This window comes from Actinomadura sp. WMMB 499 (assembly GCF_008824145.1).
Lineage (GTDB): Bacteria > Actinomycetota > Actinomycetes > Streptosporangiales > Streptosporangiaceae > Spirillospora.
The window spans coordinates 7,140,113-7,158,329 of sequence record NZ_CP044407.1; the positions used below are offsets into that span (position 1 = coordinate 7,140,113).

Annotated in this window: 15 protein-coding genes; 8 read left to right on the plus strand and 7 right to left on the minus strand. The window is 71.3% G+C overall.

All coding sequences use genetic code 11. The features are described from left to right. The first annotated feature begins 33 nt into the window (after nucleotides 1-33). The 3 genes from F7P10_RS32210 to F7P10_RS32220 are packed head-to-tail and all read left to right on the plus strand — an operon-like array spanning nucleotide 34 to nucleotide 4,842. Nucleotides 34-3,114 carry a glycoside hydrolase family 38 C-terminal domain-containing protein gene (locus F7P10_RS32210; RefSeq protein WP_151015199.1) on the plus strand — a complete coding sequence of 1,027 codons (3,081 nt, stop codon included), beginning with the start codon at nucleotides 34-36 and terminating at the stop codon, nucleotides 3,112-3,114. Nucleotides 3,115-3,128: 14 nt separating this feature from the next. Then, nucleotides 3,129-4,361, plus strand: coding sequence for an enolase C-terminal domain-like protein (locus tag F7P10_RS32215; protein WP_151015201.1), 1,233 nt, complete (start codon nucleotides 3,129-3,131; stop codon nucleotides 4,359-4,361). A gap of 10 nt (nucleotides 4,362-4,371) precedes the next feature. After that, the gene (locus F7P10_RS32220) at nucleotides 4,372-4,842 is read left to right on the plus strand and encodes a GNAT family N-acetyltransferase (RefSeq protein WP_254716136.1); all 471 of its coding nucleotides are present in this window, start codon (nucleotides 4,372-4,374) and stop codon (nucleotides 4,840-4,842) included. A 402-nt stretch (nucleotides 4,843-5,244) separates the two neighbouring features. Here F7P10_RS32220 and sodN read toward each other — a convergent pair whose 3' ends face one another. Next, a complete protein-coding gene (gene sodN, locus F7P10_RS32225) occupies nucleotides 5,245-5,679 on the minus strand; it encodes a superoxide dismutase, Ni (RefSeq protein ID WP_151015205.1) in 435 nt (144 codons plus the stop codon). Between the two features lie 153 nt (nucleotides 5,680-5,832). Between sodN and F7P10_RS32230 the strand changes: the two genes are divergently transcribed. Next, nucleotides 5,833-6,273 carry a S24/S26 family peptidase gene (locus F7P10_RS32230; protein WP_254716138.1) on the plus strand — a complete coding sequence of 147 codons (441 nt, stop codon included), beginning with the start codon at nucleotides 5,833-5,835 and terminating at the stop codon, nucleotides 6,271-6,273. On the opposite strand, the gene F7P10_RS32235 is transcribed toward F7P10_RS32230, so the two are convergent. Together F7P10_RS32235 and F7P10_RS32240 are read right to left on the minus strand one after the other, a co-directional pair. Continuing rightward, a complete protein-coding gene (locus F7P10_RS32235; RefSeq protein ID WP_151015206.1) occupies nucleotides 6,174-6,728 on the minus strand; it encodes an ABATE domain-containing protein in 555 nt (184 codons plus the stop codon). The genes F7P10_RS32230 and F7P10_RS32235 overlap by 100 nt on opposite strands. A 143-nt stretch (nucleotides 6,729-6,871) precedes the next feature. Further along, on the minus strand, nucleotides 6,872-7,978 hold the full coding sequence (locus F7P10_RS32240; protein WP_151015208.1) for an NADP-dependent malic enzyme: 1,107 nt from the start codon (nucleotides 7,976-7,978) through the stop codon (nucleotides 6,872-6,874). Between the two features lie 448 nt (nucleotides 7,979-8,426). On the opposite strand from F7P10_RS32240, the gene F7P10_RS32245 reads away from it, so the two are divergent. The 4 genes from F7P10_RS32245 to F7P10_RS32260 all read left to right on the plus strand — a co-directional run bounded on the left by F7P10_RS32245 (nucleotide 8,427) and on the right by F7P10_RS32260 (nucleotide 12,164). Continuing rightward, nucleotides 8,427-9,338: an ABC transporter substrate-binding protein gene (locus F7P10_RS32245; protein ID WP_151015210.1), complete on the plus strand. Its 912-nt coding sequence runs from the start codon at nucleotides 8,427-8,429 to the stop codon at nucleotides 9,336-9,338. Nucleotides 9,339-9,342: 4 nt separating this feature from the next. Further along, on the plus strand, nucleotides 9,343-10,254 hold the full coding sequence (locus F7P10_RS32250) for an amino acid ABC transporter permease (RefSeq protein ID WP_151015212.1): 912 nt from the start codon (nucleotides 9,343-9,345) through the stop codon (nucleotides 10,252-10,254). Nucleotides 10,255-10,324: 70 nt separating this feature from the next. After that, entirely contained in the window at nucleotides 10,325-11,077 is a 753-nt protein-coding gene (locus tag F7P10_RS32255) for an amino acid ABC transporter ATP-binding protein (protein ID WP_151018427.1), read from the plus strand. Nucleotides 11,078-11,195: 118 nt separating this feature from the next. Next, a complete protein-coding gene (locus F7P10_RS32260; protein WP_151015214.1) occupies nucleotides 11,196-12,164 on the plus strand; it encodes a zinc-binding dehydrogenase in 969 nt (322 codons plus the stop codon). Nucleotides 12,165-12,185: 21 nt separating this feature from the next. On the opposite strand, the gene F7P10_RS32265 is transcribed toward F7P10_RS32260, so the two are convergent. The 4 genes from F7P10_RS32265 to F7P10_RS32280 all read right to left on the minus strand — a co-directional run bounded on the left by F7P10_RS32265 (nucleotide 12,186) and on the right by F7P10_RS32280 (nucleotide 17,806). Next, nucleotides 12,186-12,968 (minus strand): PadR family transcriptional regulator, encoded by a 783-nt coding sequence (locus F7P10_RS32265; protein ID WP_151015216.1) that lies wholly within the window; start codon nucleotides 12,966-12,968, stop codon nucleotides 12,186-12,188. A 1-nt stretch (nucleotide 12,969) separates the two neighbouring features. Beyond that, nucleotides 12,970-13,797: a DUF4097 family beta strand repeat-containing protein gene (locus tag F7P10_RS32270; protein ID WP_151015218.1), complete on the minus strand. Its 828-nt coding sequence runs from the start codon at nucleotides 13,795-13,797 to the stop codon at nucleotides 12,970-12,972. 78 nt (nucleotides 13,798-13,875) lie between these two features. Next, entirely contained in the window at nucleotides 13,876-14,055 is a 180-nt protein-coding gene (locus F7P10_RS32275) for a DUF6104 family protein (RefSeq protein ID WP_151015220.1), read from the minus strand. A gap of 76 nt (nucleotides 14,056-14,131) precedes the next feature. Next, nucleotides 14,132-17,806, minus strand: coding sequence for a multifunctional oxoglutarate decarboxylase/oxoglutarate dehydrogenase thiamine pyrophosphate-binding subunit/dihydrolipoyllysine-residue succinyltransferase subunit (locus tag F7P10_RS32280; protein WP_151015222.1), 3,675 nt, complete (start codon nucleotides 17,804-17,806; stop codon nucleotides 14,132-14,134). Nucleotides 17,807-18,217 lie beyond the last annotated feature (411 nt).

An 18,217-nucleotide genomic window follows, 5' to 3' on the forward strand; every position in this document is an offset into this window, starting at 1 on the left:
CCGACCCGCGCTCCCCGAAGGAAACGCTGAACGATGACGAGTCGCCTGCTCCAGGCGAGCCTCGGCTCGCCCGACTACGCCGGGATCCGCGACGCGCTGCGCCGCGACACCTCCGCCGAAGTCCTCGCCGTCCGCGGGCTGTCGGTCCGCGCCGCCGTCCTGCCGCTGTTCCGGCGGGACCCCGCGGGCGCGCTCAGGCAGGCCGTCCGGCTGACCCTGGACGGCCGCACCGGCGGCGGGCTCGAGGTCGCGCTCGTCGACGGCGACGCCGTCCTCGCGTCCGCCCCCGCCGACGGGCCCACCGTCACCCTGCTCGTCCCCGAAGTGGACGCCCCCCGCCGCGCCACCCTGGAGGTGCGCGACGGCGCCGGCCTCGTCGGCGCCGCGCCCTTCGACATCACGCCGCAGCGCAAGTGGACCGTGTTCGTCGTCCACCACTCGCACCTCGACATCGGCTACACCGACACGCAGGGCACCGTCCTGCGGCACCACCTCGACTACCTGGACGCGGCGCTGCGGCTCGCGCGGGAGACCGACGGGCGCCCGGACGACGCCCGGTTCCGCTGGTCGGTCGAGTCGTCGCTGCCCGCGCTGCGCTGGCTCGCCACCCGCCCCGCCGCCCAGGTCGCCGAGTTCGCCGACCGGGTGCGGGCCGGCGACATCGAGATCACCGCGTTCCCCATGCAGCTGCACCTGGAGGCGTGCTCGAACGAGGAGCTGTACCGGCAGCTCCGCTTCGTCGAGGAGCTCCGCCGCGAGCACGGCATCGAGATCCGCTCCGCGATGCACACCGACGTCCCGGGCGCCGTCGCCGGCACCGTCGACGCGCTCAACGCCGCGGGCGTCCGGTACCTGGCCGCCGCGCACAACTGGGCCGGCCGGTCCGTCCCGTACGTGACCGGCGGCGACAAGCTCGGCCGCCCGTTCCGCTGGCGCTCCCCGGGCGGCGGCGAACTGCTCGTGTGGTTCACCGACACCCCGCACGGCATGGCGTACATGGAGGGCAACACGGTCGGCCTCGTCGACGGCTACGACCTCGCCGAGGACCTGCTGCCCCGCTACCTGTCCGCCCTCGCCGACCGGCCCTACCCGTACGGGCCCGGCACGTTCGGCTGGTACGCCGCGCCCGGCCAGGTCGGCGCCGCCAAGGACCCCGACGCCCTGGACGCCGTCCACCTGCGCGTGCAGGGCGCGCACGCCGACAACGCCGGCCCGTCCGCCGTCCCCGCCGACATCGCGCACCGCTGGAACGAGACCTGGGCGTACCCGCGGCTCCGCTCGGCCGTCAACGCCGACTTCTTCGCCCACGTCGAGGAGCACCACCTCGACCGCCTCCAGGTCCACGAGGGCGACTGGACCGACTGGTGGGCCGACGGGCTCGGCTCCGGCGCCCGCCCCCTCGGGTACGTCCGCCGCGCCCAGAACGTCCTGCGGGCCGCCGAGACGCTGCACGCGTTCGCGGACGAGCGCAGCGGCGACCGCACCGGCGCGCCGGCGGCGATCGACGCCGCCTACGACGGCGCCGCGCTGTTCGACGAGCACACGTGGGGCGCCGCGAACCCGTGGGAGGACGCCGAGGAGGGCGGCGACTCCGGCGGCCTGCAGTGGACCCGCAAGTCCCAGGTCGGCTACCAGGCGCACGACGACGCCCTCGACCTCCTGCAGTCCGGCGCCCGCCGGATCGGCGCCACGTTCGGGCCCGCACCGGGCGCGCTCGCCTCCTTCGTCGTCGTCAACCCCGGCACCACCGCCCGCACCGACGTCGCCCGTGCGTTCCTGCCCCGCGACGTCGTCCCCGTGGACGTCCCGGTCGCCCTCGTCGACGCCCGCACCGGCGCGCCCGTCCCGCACCGCGAGGAGGAGGTCGATCCGGACGAGTGGCCGACCCGCCCGATCGGCCGCCACCTCGAGGCGATCGTCCGCGACCTGCCGGGCCACGGGCACGTCCGCCTCGACGTCGTGCCGGACCCCGGACCGCCGCCGGAGCCCGCCGGCCTCGACACCGCCGACGCGACGATCGAGAACGCGCACTACCGCGTCGTGTACGACGTCCGCGAGGGCCACATCGCCTCCGTCTTCGACAAGGCCGCGGGCCGCGAACTCGTCGACACCGGCTCCGTCGCCGGGTTCGGGCAGTACGTCTACGACCGGTACGCGACCGCGCCGCACTTCAACCACATGTCCGGGCACATGCTCGTGCACGACAAGACGATGCTCGGCGACCGGGCCGTCGCCACCCACGCGACCGTCACCCGCCGCGAGCGCACCCCCGCGGGCGAGCGCCTCGTCGTCGAGGCCCACGGCAAGGGCGTCGACTGGCTCCGCACGACCATCGACCTGTGGACGGACGTCCCGCGCGTCGACGTCCGGTTCCAGCTCGGCAAGCAGCCCACGGCCGCCAAGGAGGCCGTGTTCTTCGCGTTCCCGTTCGCCGTCGGCGGCCCGCCCGCCGCGTGGGAGCTGACCGGCGGCGTCGGCGGCACGCACGTCCCGTCCGTTCCGGGCTCGGCCGAGCACATGCGGCCCATCCGGCACTGGGTCGCGTTCGAGGACCCCGACCTCACCGTCGCGTGGGCGACGCTCGAGGCGCCGCTCGTCCAGTTCGGCTCCATCCACATGCCGTACGCGCCGTTCCCCCCGACCCTCGACCCCGAGGACGGCACCGTCTACTCGTGGGCCCTCAACAACATCTGGGACACCAACTTCCCGTCCCAGCAGCAGGGCGAGACGACGTTCCGGTACGCGTTCGCGTCCGCCCCCGCCGGCTCGGGCCGCCGCCTCGGCGCCCGTACCGCCGCCGGGCTCACCGACCCGTTCGTCGCCGCCCTCGCCACCGGCGCGACCCCGGAGGACGCGGGCGCGTTCGTCCGCGTCGACGACCCGGACGTCCTGGTCACGTCCGTGGGCCGCGCCCGCGACGGCGACGGCCTGGCCGTCCGGTTGCAGTCCCTCGCGCCGGACCCGGTGGAAACGGACCTGCACGTGCCCGGCTTCACGCGGGCATGGTTCTCGGGAGGGCTGGAGCGGGACCCGGCGGAACTGCCCGTCCGGGACGGCACGACGACGGTCCGGCTGCCCGCGTGCGGCGTCGCCGTCGTCACGGTTCGGCGCTAGAGGATCGGGGACCAATGAAGATCACGGACATCAGGGCCACCACCGTCACCGTTCCCCTGGAGGCGCCGCTGCTGCACAGCAACGGCGCCCACTGGGGCCGGTTCGTCCGCACCATCGTCGAGGTCGAGGCCGACAACGGCCTGATCGGCCTCGGCGAGATGGGCGGCGGCGGGGAGAGCGCCGAACTCGCCTTCCGGGCCCTCGCCCCGCACCTGCTGGGGCACGACCCGTTCGAGCTGGAGGCGCTCCGCTTCAAGATCGCGAACCCGACCGCCGGGCTCTACAACAACCGCACCCAGCTCCTCGCCGCGATCGAGTTCGCCTGCCTCGACCTCGTCGGCAAGCACCTCGGCGTCCCCGTGCACGACCTGCTCGGCGGCCGGATACGCGACAGCGTCCAGTTCGCCTCCTACCTGTTCTTCCGCAACCCCTCCGGTGACGTGCCCGAGGTCCGCACCCCGGATCAGCTGGTCGAGCACGCGCGCGCGCTCAAGGCCGCCCACGGTTTCACGGTCCACAAGCTGAAAGGCGGCGTCTTCCCGCCCGCCCACGAGCTGGAGTGTTACCGGTCGCTCGCCGCGGCCCTGCCCGGCGACCGCTTCCGCTACGACCCGAACTCGGTCCTGTCCATCGACGAGGGCCTCCGCTTCGGCCGCGCCATCGAGGACCTCCCGAACGACTACCTCGAAGACCCCGTCCTCGGCCTCGAAGGTCTCCGGCTCGTCCGCGAACGCGTCCGCATCCCGCTCGCCACCAACACGGTCGTCGTGAACTTCGAGCAGCTCGCCGCGAACGTCCTGCGCCGCGCCGCCGACGTCGTCCTGCTCGACACCACGTTCTGGGGCGGCATCCGCGCCTGCGTGAAGGCGGCCGCCGTGTGCGAGACCTTCCAGCTCGGCGTGGCCGTCCACTCGTCCGGCGAACTCGGTGTGCAACTCGCCACGATGCTGCACCTCGGCGCCGTCCTGCCCAACCTCACCTACGCCGCCGACGCCCACTACCACCATCTCGCCGACGACGTGATCAAGGGCGGGCCGTTCCGCTACGAGGACGGACGCATCCGCGTCCCGTCCGGTCCCGGGCTCGGCGTCGAACTCGACCGCGACCGGCTCGCCGAGTACGCCGAGCTCTACCGCGAGCTCGGCGGCTACCCCTACGACCGCGACCCCGGCCGGCCCGGCTGGTACCCGATCGTCCCGAACGACCGGTGGGCGGACCCGTCGGTCCCGCTCACCCCGATCGCATAACCTGTCCGCCGTGATCCGAACCGCGACGCCCGACGACGTTCCCGACATCCTGCGGCTCATCCGCGAGCTGGCCGACTACGAGCGCGCCCTGCACGAGGTGAAGGCCACCGAGGAGCAGCTGCGCGAGCGGCTCTTCGGCGAGGAGCCGAAGGTGTTCGCGAACGTCGTCGAGCACGAGGGCCGCGTCGTCGGGTTCGCGCTGTGGTTCCTCACCTTCTCCACCTGGAACGGTACGCACGGCATCTACCTCGAGGACCTGTTCGTCGAACCGGACGTCCGCGGCCACGGCTACGGCAAGCTCCTGCTCACCGAACTGGCCCGGATCGCCGAAGAGCGCGGCTACGAACGCGTCGAGTGGTCCGTCCTGACCTGGAACACCCCGGCGATCGAGTTCTACGAGGCCCTCGGAGCCCGCCCCCAGGACGAGTGGATGGTCTACCGCCTGACCGGCGAAGCCCTCACCACCGCAGCCAAGTCCTGACCCCCCACCCCAGTCAGAGCGGACCGAAACCACCGCAATCGCGAGCGAAGCCAGGTTCGAGCGAAGCGAGAACTTGATCGCGCGCGGGCCTCTGGCGTCCCCAGAGACGAGTGATGGTCTATCGCCTGCTCGGCAGTGCCCTGACCAGGGCGGCAAGTTCTGGCTGCCCACCCCGGCCAAGCCCCGGCCAGAGCGGACCGGAACCACTGCGATTGCGAGCGAAGCCAAGTTCGAGCGAAGCAAGAACTTGATCGCGCAGCGAGCCCCTCGGGCGAGCCGGAGCGATGCAGCAATCGCACGCAAGGCCCGTTGAAGGAAGGCCGCCTCGCGGCCTGACGCCGAGGGTCTTGCAAAAAGACAAGGCCCGGTCCCCGTCGGGACCGGGCCTCGGGCAGCGGGGACTCAGCCCTGCTTGGTCTCCCAGAAGATCTTGTCGATCTCCGCGATGTAGGACAGCAGCTGCTCGGCCGCCTTGACGTCCATGGAGGCCTTGGTGCCGCCGGGGCCGCCCCCGGCCGCCTTCGTGGCCTTGTTGAACAGCTCGTGGAGCTGCGGGTACTTCTCGAAGTGCGGCGGCTTGAAGTAGTCGGTCCACAGCACCCAGAGGTGCTCCTTGACCAGCTCGGAGCGCTGCTCCTTGATCGCGATGGCCCGAGTCCGGAACTCGGGGTCCTCGTTGCCGGCGTACTTCTCGCAGATCGCCTTGACCGACTCGGCCTCGATCCGGGCCTGCGCCGGGTCGTAGACGCCACACGGCAGGTCGCAGTGCGCGGAGACCGTCGTCTTCGGGCGCGGAAGCTTGAACACCTGCGAATCCCTTCCCTCGTTGCGGATCATGCTCAGGTCACCGACATTACCGTTGTGGTCCCGGCCGCGTGCGGTCAGGGACTCGGTATTTCGGCCTAAGACCCGGACCGGCGGGCGGCCCGGAACCCTTCCGCACAGGGTTGTGACCGCCTGGGGTCCGGATATGCCTGCGGGAGGGCGCGCATGCGGATCGGGTGGCTGCTGGGCGGCGCGGCGGTGCTGGCGGGGGCCGGCTGGGCGCGGGGACGGCTGCGGACGGCGGCGGTCGAGGGGGAGTCGATGCTGCCGGGTCTGCGGCCCGGGGACTGGCTCGTGGTCCGGACGGGCGGGGCGGCCGAACCCGGGGACGTCGTCGTGGCGCGGCATCCGGAGCGGGCGGGCCTGCTGGTCGTCAAGCGGGCGGTGCGGCGGGAGCCGGACGGGTGGTGGCTGGAGAGCGACAACCAGCGGGCGCCCGGACGGCGGGACAGCTGGGACTTCGGGACGGTCCCGGACGGGCATGTCGTGGGGCGGGTCGTGGCGCGCTACTGGCCGCCGTCGCGGTGGGGGACGGTCACGCGGGGCGGACCCGGGTGGTGCGCGGCGGACGCGCGGGAGTTCGGGGCGCAGCGCTCGGAGCAGTAGGGGCGGCCGGACCGGGCGAGGAAGGCGCGGCCGCACTGCGGGGCGGGGCAGACGCCGAGCCGGGCCATGCCGTGCGCGTCGATCTCGGCGGCGAGGCCCATCGCGGCGCGGGCGGCGTACCGGTCGGGGACGGAGCCGCCCTCGTTGCAGTGCAGGTGCCAGCCGGTGCCGTCGTGCCTGCAGATCTGCGGGTGGACGGGGTGCCAGATCAGCAGCGTGTTGAGCCGTTCGGCGGCCTCGGCGGCGTCGCCGCGCGCGGCGGCGACGAAGATCGCGCGCAGGACGGTGCGCAGCTCGCGCATGGCGTCGAGATCGCGTGCGGCGGTCCGGCCGGTGAAGTCCGGACGGGCCGCCAGCAGGGCGCGCAGGGCGTCGAGGTCGGGCAGTTCGTCGGTGCGGGGGCCGCGCGTGTTGACGAGGTCGACCGCGAGGTCCGCGTATGAGGCGAGATCCACGGTCGCTCCTGACGGCTCCGTCCTGGGCGGGCGAGTGTGGAGAAGTATTCCCCCATGCCGGGAATTACACCCATGCCGGAAATTGCACCCGCTTACGGGGACGGCCCGTGCTCCGCGGGGGAGCACGGGCCGTGGGGAGCTCGTCAGATCCGGTTGACGCCTTCCTTGCGGGCCTGCGCGGCGACCGCGGCGGTGACCGCGGGCGCGACCCGGTCGTCGAACGGGCCGGGGATGACGTAGTCGGCGGTGAGGTCGCCGCCGACGATGTCGGCCAGCGCGTTCGCGGCGGCCAGCTTCATGCCCTCGGTGATGGAGTGGGCGCGGACGTCCAGCGCGCCGCGGAAGATTCCGGGGAACGCCAGCACGTTGTTGATCTGGTTCGGGAAGTCGCTGCGGCCGGTGGCGACGACCTTGGCGTGCCGGCGCGCGACGTCGGGGTGCACCTCGGGGGTGGGGTTGGACAGCGCGAACACGATCGCGTTCTCCGACATCGTGGCGACGCACGACTCGTGGACCGTGCTGCCGGACAGGCCGATGAACACGTCGGCGCCCTTCAGCGCCTCCTCGGTCGAGCCCTTGAGCCCGGTCCGGTTGGTGATCGCGGCGATCCGCTCCTTGATCGGGTTGAGCCCGTCGCGGCCCGTGTAGATGAGGCCCTTGCTGTCGGACAGGGCGATGTCGCCGATGCCGGCCTCGATGAGGATCTGCGAGACGGCGATGCCGGAGGCGCCCGCGCCGGCCACGACGGCGCGCAGCTCCGACAGCGGCTTGCCGACGAAGCGGGCGGCGTTGGTGAGCGCGGCGAGCGCGACGATGGCGGTGCCGTGCTGGTCGTCGTGGAAGACGGGGATGTCGAGGGCTTCGCGGAGCCGCTCCTCGATCTCGAAGCAGCGGGGGGCGCTGATGTCCTCGAGGTTGATGCCGCCGAAGCTCGGCGCCATCCGGACGACCGTGTCGACGATCTCGTCCACGCCGGTGCAGCTGAGCGCGATCGGCACCGAGTCGACGTCGGCGAACTCCTTGAACAGCAGCGACTTGCCCTCCATCACGGGCATGGACGCGGCCGGGCCGATGTCGCCGAGGCCGAGCACGGCGGTGCCGTCGGTGACGACGGCGACGACCCTGGACGTCCACGTGTACTCGTGGGCGAGCTCGGGATGGTCGGCGATGGCGGTGCAGACGCGCGCGACGCCGGGCGTGTAGGCGAGCGAGAGGTCTTCCTTGTTGCGCACCGGGATCGTCGAGCGCATCTCGAGCTTCCCGCCCCGGTGCAGCGGAAATGCCGGATCATCGTCCAGTGAGTGCGGTTCTGTGGGAATGGGCTGAACAGCCACAGCGACCCCTGTCTGTGAAAGTTGGTCTGCTTTCGAGTGATGCCGCCGCGGTGGTGTGGTCTGGTGGCCGTCACCATGGTGGTCATCTCGCGACGCACGGGGGTCACCCGTTGTCCGATTGTGCCACACGGCCCGCCGCCGATCCGGGGGCCGGGGCGGTGGTGACGGTCACGTGGCGGGCGGCGGGACGCGGGCCGCCGAGCACTCGACATCACGGTCTCGGGCATGGACGAGACACAACCGGAGCGGGCTCGTTGTCCGATTGTTTCGCAGCCTTAACCGGGACCATGCCCGTTATGCGCCAAAATGTGCTCCTGACCTCCGGATCCTCGCGGATCCGCTGACTTCGACTGGAGGGGGACCCGTGATCAACGGTTCTCTGCGCCGCCGCGCCGTCGCGGCCGGTGCGCTCGTCCTGACGGGGGCCCTCGCCCTCTCCGCCTGCGGCGGGGAGGAGGACGGCGGCGGCGGTTCGGAGGCCGCGTCCGGCGTCAGCGCCGACACCGCGCTCGCCGAAATGGTGCCCGAGGCGATCAAGAGCGACGGCAAGATCGTCATCGGCTCGGACGCGTCGTACCCGCCCAACGAGTCGGTCGACCCCGGCACGCAGGACATCGTCGGCTGGGACGTCGAGCTGTTCCAGGCCGTCGCCGCCAAGCTCGGCCTGAAGACCGAGTTCCACAACGCGGGCTTCGACACGATCATCCCGGGCGTGCAGTCCGGCAAGTACGAGATCGGCGTCTCCTCGTTCACCGACACCAAGGAGCGCGAGCAGATCGTCGACTTCGTCACGTACTACTCCGCAGGCACCGCGTGGGCTGCCCTCAAGGGCAACCCCGAGCAGGTCGACCCGGACAACGCGTGCGGCAAGAGCGTCGGGGTCCAGCAGGGCACCGTCCAGGTCGAGGACCTGGAGGCCCGCAGCAAGGAGTGCACGGACGCGGGCAAGCCCGCCATCAAGAGCGTCGTCCGCAAGCAGCAGACCGAGGTCAACAACGACCTGGTCGCGGGCAAGGTGGACGCGATGGCCGCCGACTCGCCGATCGTCGGCTACGCGGTCAAGCAGACCGGCGACAAGCTGGAGATCATCGGCGAGGCGTACGACACCGCGCCCTACGGCTACGCGCTCAACAAGCAGAGCGGCCAGTTCAAGGAGGCCGTGCAGGGCGCGCTGAAGGCGCTCATGGCCGACGGCACCTACACGAAGATCCTCGAGGAGTCCGGGGTCGAGACCGGCGCGATCACCGAACCGGCGATCAACGCGGCGCAGAGCTGATCGCATGACGATCGGCGACGACGTCGGGAAGGGACGGCCCGACCCGATCAAGGCCGTCCCCGTCCGGCACCCCGGCCGCTGGGGCGGCGCGGCCGTGGTGCTGGTGCTGGTCGCGATGTTCATCCACTTCCTGCTGACCAGCGACGCTCTGGAGTGGGCGGAGCAGTGGGAGTACCTGTTCTCCGAACCGGTGCTGGAGGGCGTCCGCAACACGGTGTGGCTGACGCTGGCCGCGATGGTCGGCGGGACGGCCATCGGCATCGTGCTCGCCCTGATGCGGCTGTCGGCCAACCCGCTGCTCAGCGGCGCGGCCTGGATCTACCTGTGGTTCTTCCGCGGCACGCCGCTCTACACCCAGCTGCTGATCTGGGGCGCGATCGGGACGCTGTTCCCGACGGTCGGGATCGGGATCCCGTTCGGGCCCGAGTTCCAGACCTGGGAGACGCAGGCGCTGATCAACGCCGCGAGCGCGGCGGCCCTCGGGCTGATCCTCAACGAGGCCGGCTACATGGCCGAGATCGTCCGCGCCGGGATCCTGTCGGTGGACGAGGGGCAGCAGGAGGCGGCGAGCGCGCTCGGCATGTCGCGGGCGCAGACGATGCGGCGGATCGTGCTGCCGCAGGCGATGCGGGTGATCGTCCCGCCGACCGGCAACGAGTCGATCTCGATGCTGAAGAACACCTCGCTCGTCGCGGCCGTCCCGTACGCGGAGCTGACCTTCACCGCGCAGACGATCTACGCCACCACGTACAAGATCATCCCGATGCTGGTGATGGCGTGCCTGTGGTACCTGCTGATCTCCTCGATCATGATGATCGGCCAGCACTACCTGGAGCGGCACTACAGCAAGGGCACCAGCAAGGGCGAGACGGCGCGTGCGGGGCTCCGGTTCCGCGGCGGCGGTGGCGGCCAGTGACCGGCGGGACGAGCGAGGTGAGGAATCCGTGAGCGACGCTCTGGCGAAGGACCCCGCGTCCGGCGGGCCGATGGTGCGCGCCGAGCAGGTGCACAAGTCGTTCGGCCGCACGGAGGTCCTCAAGGGGATCGACCTGGAGGTCAAGCCCGGCGAGGTCATGTGCGTCGTCGGCCCGTCCGGGTCCGGCAAGTCCACGTTCCTGCGCTGCATCAACCACCTGGAGAAGATCAACGCGGGCCGCCTGTACGTGAACGGGCACCTGGTCGGCTACCGGGAGAAGGGCGGCAAGCTGTACGAGCTGCGCGACAAGGAGGTCGCCGCGCAGCGCCGCGACATCGGCATGGTGTTCCAGCGGTTCAACCTGTTCCCGCACATGACGGCGCTCGAGAACGTCATGGAGGCGCCCGTCCGGGTGAAGCGGCGGCCCAAGGCGGAGGCCCGCGAGCGGGCCACCGCGCTGCTGAACCGGGTCGGGCTGGGCGACAAGGCGGGCAGCTACCCGGCGCAGCTGTCCGGCGGGCAGCAGCAGCGCGTCGCGATCGCGCGGGCGCTGGCCATGGAGCCCGCGCTGATGCTGTTCGACGAGCCCACCTCGGCGCTGGACCCCGAGCTGGTCGGCGAGGTCCTCGAGGTGATGAAGCAGCTCGCCCTGGACGGCATGACGATGATCGTCGTCACCCACGAGATGGGGTTCGCCCGCGAGGTCGGCGACTCGCTCGTCTTCATGGACGAGGGCGTCGTCGTCGAGAAGGGCGTGCCCCGCGAGGTGCTGGCCGAGCCCAAGCACCCGCGCACCCGGGACTTCCTGTCCAAGGTGCTCTGATCGAAGGTGCTCTGATCGAAGGTGCGCTGATCAAAGGTGCGCTGACCGGCCGAGCGACGGCCCGTCCCCGCGCGGGGGCGGGCCGTCCGGCGTCCGGTACGGCCGTTATTGTGCGGTCATGTTCGCTGTCACCGCCACCAAGACCGACGCAGACGACCCGCTGGCCGGGCTGACGGTGGGGGAGCGCCCCGAACCCGCCGTGCCGGACGGCTGGACGACCGTCACCGTCCGGGCCGCGGCCCTCAACCACCACGACCTGTGGTCGCTCAAGGGCGTCGGGCTGCCCGCCGACCGGCTCCCCATGATCCTCGGCTGCGACGCGTCCGGGATCGACGAGGACGGCAACGAAGTGATCGTCCACGCGGTGATCGGCGACCCGGACCGGGGCGGCGGCGACGAGACGCTCGACCCCGGGCGCTCCCTGCTGTCCGAGGTGTACCCGGGCACGCTCGCCGAGAAGGTCGCGGTGCCGCGCCGCAACCTCGTCCCCAAGCCCGCCGAGCTGTCGTTCGAGGAGGCGGCCTGCCTGCCCACGGCCTGGCTCACCGCCTACCGGATGCTGTTCGACAAGGCGGGCCTCGAGCCGGGCGGCAGCGTGCTGGTGCAGGGCGCGGGCGGCGGCGTCGCCTCGGCGGCGATCGCGCTGGCGTCCGCCGCCGGGCTCCGCGTCTACGCGACCAGCCGCAGCGAGGACAAGCGCCGCCGCGCCGAGGAACTCGGTGCGGACGCGGCGCTGGAGTCGGGCGCGCGGCCGCCCGAGCGGGTCGACGCGGTGATCGAGACGGTCGGGCAGGCGACCTGGTCGCACTCGCTGAAGTCGCTGCGGACCGGCGGACGGGTCGTGGTGTCGGGCGCGACCAGCGGGCAGGTGGCCCCGGCGGAGCTGAACCGGGTGTTCTTCATGCAGCTCCAGGTGATCGGCTCGATGATGGGCACCCGCGACCAGCTCGAGCGCCTCGCCCGGTTCCTGGTCAAGACGGGCGTGCGGCCGTCCATCGACCGGGTGCTGCCGCTGCGCGACGCCCGCGCCGGCTTCGCCGCGATGGCCGGGGGCGACCTCTTCGGCAAGATCGTCTTCACGCCGTGACCGGCCGGGAGGCCGTGCCGGTCACGGCCTCCCCGCGCCGTCCTCGAAGATCTTCCGGAGCCGCTCGCGCGTCTCGTCCAGCAGGGTGCGGACGGCGTCCAGATCGCGCTCGCCGAGCGGTCCGTCCCCGGTCGCCTCGCGGACGTCCTCCACGAACCCCTGCAGGTGCCGCTCCAGCTTGAGGCGGGCGGTGTCCTCCTTGGAACCGGTCGCCGTCCGCCAGGCGTCCTCCCAGGTCTGCCGCCACGCCTGCGTCTGGTCGCGCCAGAAGTCCTTCTGCCGCCGCCACTCGTCCTTCTGCCGTTCGGTGGTCTCGCGCCAGGCGTCCTTCTGCCGTTCGGTCGTGTCCCGCCAGGCGTCCTTCTGCCGCTCGGACGTGTCGCGCCACGCGTCCTGCGACGCCGTGCGGCCCTGGTCGCGCATCGTCTTCGCGGCCTGGCTGAGCTCCTCGCGCAGCGTCCGGACGGTCTGCCGCACGTCCTCCTGCACCCCGCGCGCGAACTCCTGGGCCGACGCGGAGATCTCCTCCTCCAGGTCGGCGAGCTCGTCCATCCGCTGCTCCAGTTCCTCGCGGCCCTTGTCGGTGAGCGAGTACACCTTCTTGCCCTTGATCACCTCGTGGGTGACCAGGCCCTCCGACTCCAGCCGGGCCAGCCGCGGGTAGATCGTGCCGGGCGAGGGGGAGTAGACGCCGAGGAAACGGTCCTGCAGCAGCCGGATCATCTCGTAGCCGTGCCGCGGGCTCTCCTGCAGCAGTTTCAGCAGGTAGAGACGCAGGCGGCCGTGGCCGAATACGGGGCTCAACTCACTTCTCCATTCCGGGGGCGTCGATGCCCGGCGCGTCGTCATCGGCCCGCCCGAGGAGCGTGACGGCACCGGACACGGTGTTGACCGTGAGGTGCCCGGACCCGTCGCCGATCTTGCCGGTGACGCTGCGCGAGACCGTCCGGCCCTGATGGTGCAGCTCCGGGAAAGACGTGTCGATGCTCCCGGCGGCCGAGTTCAGCGAGACGTGCGCCCCCGCGGACTCCGGGATCCGCAGCGCCACCTCCCCGGACACGCTGTTCACGTCGATCCGGCACTGACCGGGCAGCGCCACGTCCGCCGCGACGCGCCCGCTGACCGTCCGGGCCCCGAGCCGCTCGATCGACGCGCCGGCCAGCGCGAGGTCCCCGGACACGGAGGTGAACGAGACCGTGCCGTCCAGTCCCTGCGCCTCGATCGCGCCCGAGACGGTGTTGGCGTCGATCGCCCCCGCCACCCCGTCGAGCGTCACGTCGCCGGACGCGCTCTTGATGGACGTCCGGACCGTCATCCCCGTCACGATCGCGTCGGCCGACACGAGGTTGAGGCTCACCGGGCAGTCGTGCGGCACCGTCACGGTGATCTCAGCCCGCGCCTTCTGCGTGCGCAGCCAGGTCAGGACGCCCTCCCACAGCTTCTCGTGGCTGACCGTCAGCATCCCGGCCTCGTGCGTCACCAGCAGCGGCGGCCCCTCGACCGCACCGATCGTGATCGACGGCCGCTCGTCCGAGGCCAGCACCGACACGCTCCCCGCGATCAGCGTCGCCCGCAGCGCCACCACCCCGTCGAAGTCGAGGGTGGTCGGTTCGTCGATCGTCCAGCGCGACATGTCGCCTGCCCTTCCGCCGGGGGACCCGTTCCAGTAGACACGATATGTCGCGTCGAACGAAAGTCAAGACATATCGTGTTAGTCGTCGTCCTCGTCGTCGAGGCGGGCGAGCCAGGTCGCGAGGCGCTCGACCGGGGTCTCGAACTCGGGGTTGAGGTCGACGAACTCGCGGAGGCGCTCGGCCAGCCAGGCGAGGCTGACCTCCTCCCCGCCGCGCCGCTCCGTCAGCTCCTCGATGCCGCGATCGGTGAAGTACATCCCGTCAGATCCCTCATGTCTCCAGGAACGCCGAGGGCTCCGGCGCGCGCGCCGGAGCCCTCGGGTATCGCGTCGGTTACTTCTGCTCGCCGAACAGGCGCGCCATCAGCGCGTCCTGCTCCGCCTGGTGCATCTTGGCGGAGCCGACCGCCGGGGACGAGGACGCCGGGCGCGACACCCGCGACATCTCCAGCCCCTTGATGTGGTGCGGCAGCTTCAGCGCCATGAACGGCCAGGCGCCCATGTTCGCCGGCTCGTCCTGCACCCACACGACCTCGGCGCCGGACGGGTACTTCTCGAGCTCCGCCTTGATCTCGTCCACCGGCGGCGGGTACAGCCGCTCGACCCGCACGATCGCGGTGTCGGTGGCGCCGGCGGCGTCCCGCGCCTTCACCGTGTCGTAGTAGATCTTGCCGGTGGTCAGCAGCACCCGCCGGACGTTCTTCGCCTCGATCGCCGGGTCGCTCTCCGGGATGACCGGCTGGAACGCGCCCTCGGTGATGTCCGCGACCTTCGACATCGCCGCCTTCAGCCGCAGCAAATACTTCGGCGTGAACACGACGAGCGGCTTGCCCCGCCCCGACAGCACCTGCCAGCGCAGCAGGTGGAAGTAGTTCGCGGGGGTCGTCGGGTAGACGACGGTCATGTTGTCCTGCGCGCACAGCTGCAGGTAGCGCTCGATGCGCGCGGACGAGTGGTCCGGCCCCTGGCCCTCGTAGCCGTGCGGCAGCAGCAGCACGACGCTGGAGTGCTGGCCCCACTTCTGCTCACCGGACGAGATGTACTCGTCGACGATGCTCTGGGCGCCGTTCGCGAAGTCGCCGAACTGGGCCTCCCACGCCACCAGCGCGTCCGGGCGGGTCATCGAGTACCCGTACTCGAAGCCCATCGCCGCGTACTCGCTGAGCAGCGAGTCGTGCACGTAGAACTTCGACACGCCCTGGTCGAACTGCTTGAGCGGGGTGTACTCCTCGCCCGTCTTGCGGTCCACCAGCACGGCGTGCCGCTGGCCGAACGTGCCGCGCCGCGTGTCCTGCCCGACCAGCCGCACCGGACGCCCGTCGATCAGCAGCGAGCCCATCGCGAGCAGCTCGCCGGTCGCCCAGTCGAACGCGTCGTCGTCGATCGACTGGACGCGCCGCTGCAGGATCGGCTGCAGCCGCGGATGCACGGTGAAGCCGTCCGGCAGCGTGACCTGCGTCTCGATGATCCGCTTGACGGTCTCCGCGGAGATCGCGGTCCCGCCGTGGTCGATCGGGATGCTCTCCTCGACGTCCGGCTTGACCACCGAACCCGGCTCGAGCGGCTTCTTCACGGCCTCGCGGGTCTCGGTGAACGCCCGCTCCAGCTGCTCCTGGTAGTCGCGGAGCGCCTGCTCGGCCTCCTCGACCGTGATGTCGCCGCGCCCGATCAGCGCCTCGGTGTACAGCTTGCGGACCGACCGCTTCGCGTCGATCAGGTCGTACATCAGCGGCTGGGTGAACGAGGGGTTCTCGCCCTCGTTGTGGCCCCGCCGCCGGTAGCAGACCATGTCGATGACGACGTCCTTCTTGAACGTCTGCCGGTACTCGAACGCCAGCCGCGCCACCCGCGCGCACGCCTCCGGGTCGTCCCCGTTCACGTGGAAGATCGGCGCCTGGATCATCCGGGCCACGTCGGTCGAGTACACGCTGGAGCGCGAGTACTCGGGCGCCGTGGTGAACCCGACCTGGTTGTTGATGATCACGTGGACGGTGCCGCCGGTGCGGTAGCCGCGCAGCTGCGACAGGTTCAGCGTCTCGGCGACGACGCCCTGGCCCGCGAACGCCGCGTCCCCGTGCACGAGGACCGGCAGCACGCTGAAGCCTGCCTCGCCGACGTCCAGCAGGTCCTGCTTGGCGCGGACGACGCCCTCCAGCACCGGGTCGACCGTCTCCAGGTGGGACGGGTTCGCGACCAGCTCGGTGTGGATCCTGGAGCCGTCGCCGGCGACGAAGTCCCCGGACGCCCCCAGGTGGTACTTCACGTCCCCGGAGCCCTGCGCGCTGCGCGGGTCCAGGTTGCCCTCGAACTCGCCGAAGATCTGCCCGTAGGACTTCCCGACGATGTTCGCCAGCACGTTCAGCCGGCCGCGGTGCGCCATGCCGATGACGACCTCGTCCAGGCTGTCCTTCGCCGCGGCCGAGATCACCGAGTCCAGCAGCGGGATGACCGACTCGCCGCCCTCGAGCGAGAACCGCTTCTGCCCGACGAACTTCGTCTGCAGGAACGTCTCGAACGCCTCGGCGTTGTTCAGCCGCCGCAGCACGTGCAGCTGCTCCTCGCGCGACGGCTTGTCGTGCGGGACCTCCACGCGCTCCTGGATCCAGGCGCGCTCCTCGGGGTCCTGGATGTGCATGTACTCGATGCCGACGGTCCGGCAGTACGCCATCCGCAGCACGCCGAGGATGTCGCGCAGCTGCATCGTCGGCTTGCCGCCGAACCCGCCGGTCGCGAACTCGCGCTCCAGGTCCCACAGCGTGAGCCCGTGCTTGAGGATGTCGAGGTCGGGGTGGCGGCGCTGCTTGTACTCCAGCGGGTCGGTGTCGGCCATCAGGTGGCCGCGGACCCGGTAGGCGTGAATCAGCTCGTGGACGCGCGCGACCTTGGCGACGTCGTCCTCGTGCGTCGCCGAGATGTCCTTGACCCAGCGCACCGGCTCGTACGGGATGCGCAGCGCCTCGAAGATCTCGTCCCAGAAGCCGTCCTCGCCGAGCAGCAGCTCGTGGATCCGGCGCAGGAAGTCGCCGGACTGCGCGCCCTGGATGATCCGGTGGTCGTACGTGGAGGTCAGCGTCATGATCTTGCTGATCCCCATGCGCGACAGCGTCTCGCCGGACGCGCCCGCGAACTCCGCCGGGTACTCCATCGCGCCCACGCCGATGATCGTTCCCTGGCCGGGCATCAGCCGCGGCACCGAATGCACCGTTCCGATGGTGCCCGGGTTCGTCAGGCTGATCGTCGTCCCCTGGAAGTCGTCCAGGGTCAGCTTGTTGCCGCGCGCCTTGCGGACGATCTCCTCGTAGGCGGCCCAGAACTGGCGGAAGTCCAGCGTCTCGGCGGCCTTGATGCTGGGCACGACCAGCTGCCGCGTCCCGTCCGGCTTCTGCAGGTCGATCGCCAGGCCGAAGTTCACGTGCTCGGGCCGGACCAGCACCGGCTTGCCGTCCACCTCGGTGAACGCCGCGTTCATCTCGGGCATCGCCACGAGCGCCTTGACGATCGCGTACCCGATCAGGTGGGTGAACGAGACCTTCCCGCCGCGCCCGCGCTTGAGGTGGTTGTTGATGACGATGCGGTTGTCGATCAGCAGCTTGGCCGGGACCGCCCGCACGCTCGTCGCGGTCGGCACCCCCAGGCTGGCCTCCATGTTGGTGGCCGTCCGGGCCGCGACGCCGCGGAGCCTGACCTCCTCGGCGCCCTCCGGCACCGGCGGCGGCGCCGGCTGCTTCTTCTCGGCCTTGGCCGGCTTCGCGGACGGCTGCTGCTTCGGTGTCGGCGGCGCCGCCGTGCCGTTCGCGCCCTTGGGGGCCTCGGCGCCCTGGGACGGCCCGGTGGAGGTTCCGGACGGCCGGGTGTCCGGCTGGTAGTCCGTGAAGAAGTTCCACCAGGCTTCGTCAACCGAGTTCGGGTCTTCGAGGTACTTCTGGTACAGCTCGTCGACCAACCACTCGTTGGCACCGAAATCTGTCATCTTCGGGTCGGCACTAGGTTGCGACGACTCTGTCGACACGGCGGAGATCGCCCTCTTCCGCAGCTCGCAGGTAAGTGTTGAGACCTGTCAAGGTTATCGCGTGTTCATTGCGGCGTCCTCGGCGTCGGGCCGCCCGGCGGCCTTCCTTCGACGGACGCGGCGTGCGATCGGCGCATCGCTCCGGTCCGCGCGGAGGCCCGCCGCGCGATCGGGGCGCCGCTTCGCTCGCACCTGGCTTCGCGCGCGATCGCAGCGACTCGGGATCGCTCCGGCCGAGACGATGGCCGAGCCGAGCGAGGAGGGGACCCGCGGAATCGCAGGCCGCTCGCCGCACCCGACAAAGCCTGCCATAGAGTGGTCAAGGTCACAGTTTGAAACGCCGAAGTGTGGCCGTAATCGGCCCGATCGGCGGCTCTCCCGAGGTGGCCCGCCCCCTGGCCTCGTCGCCCC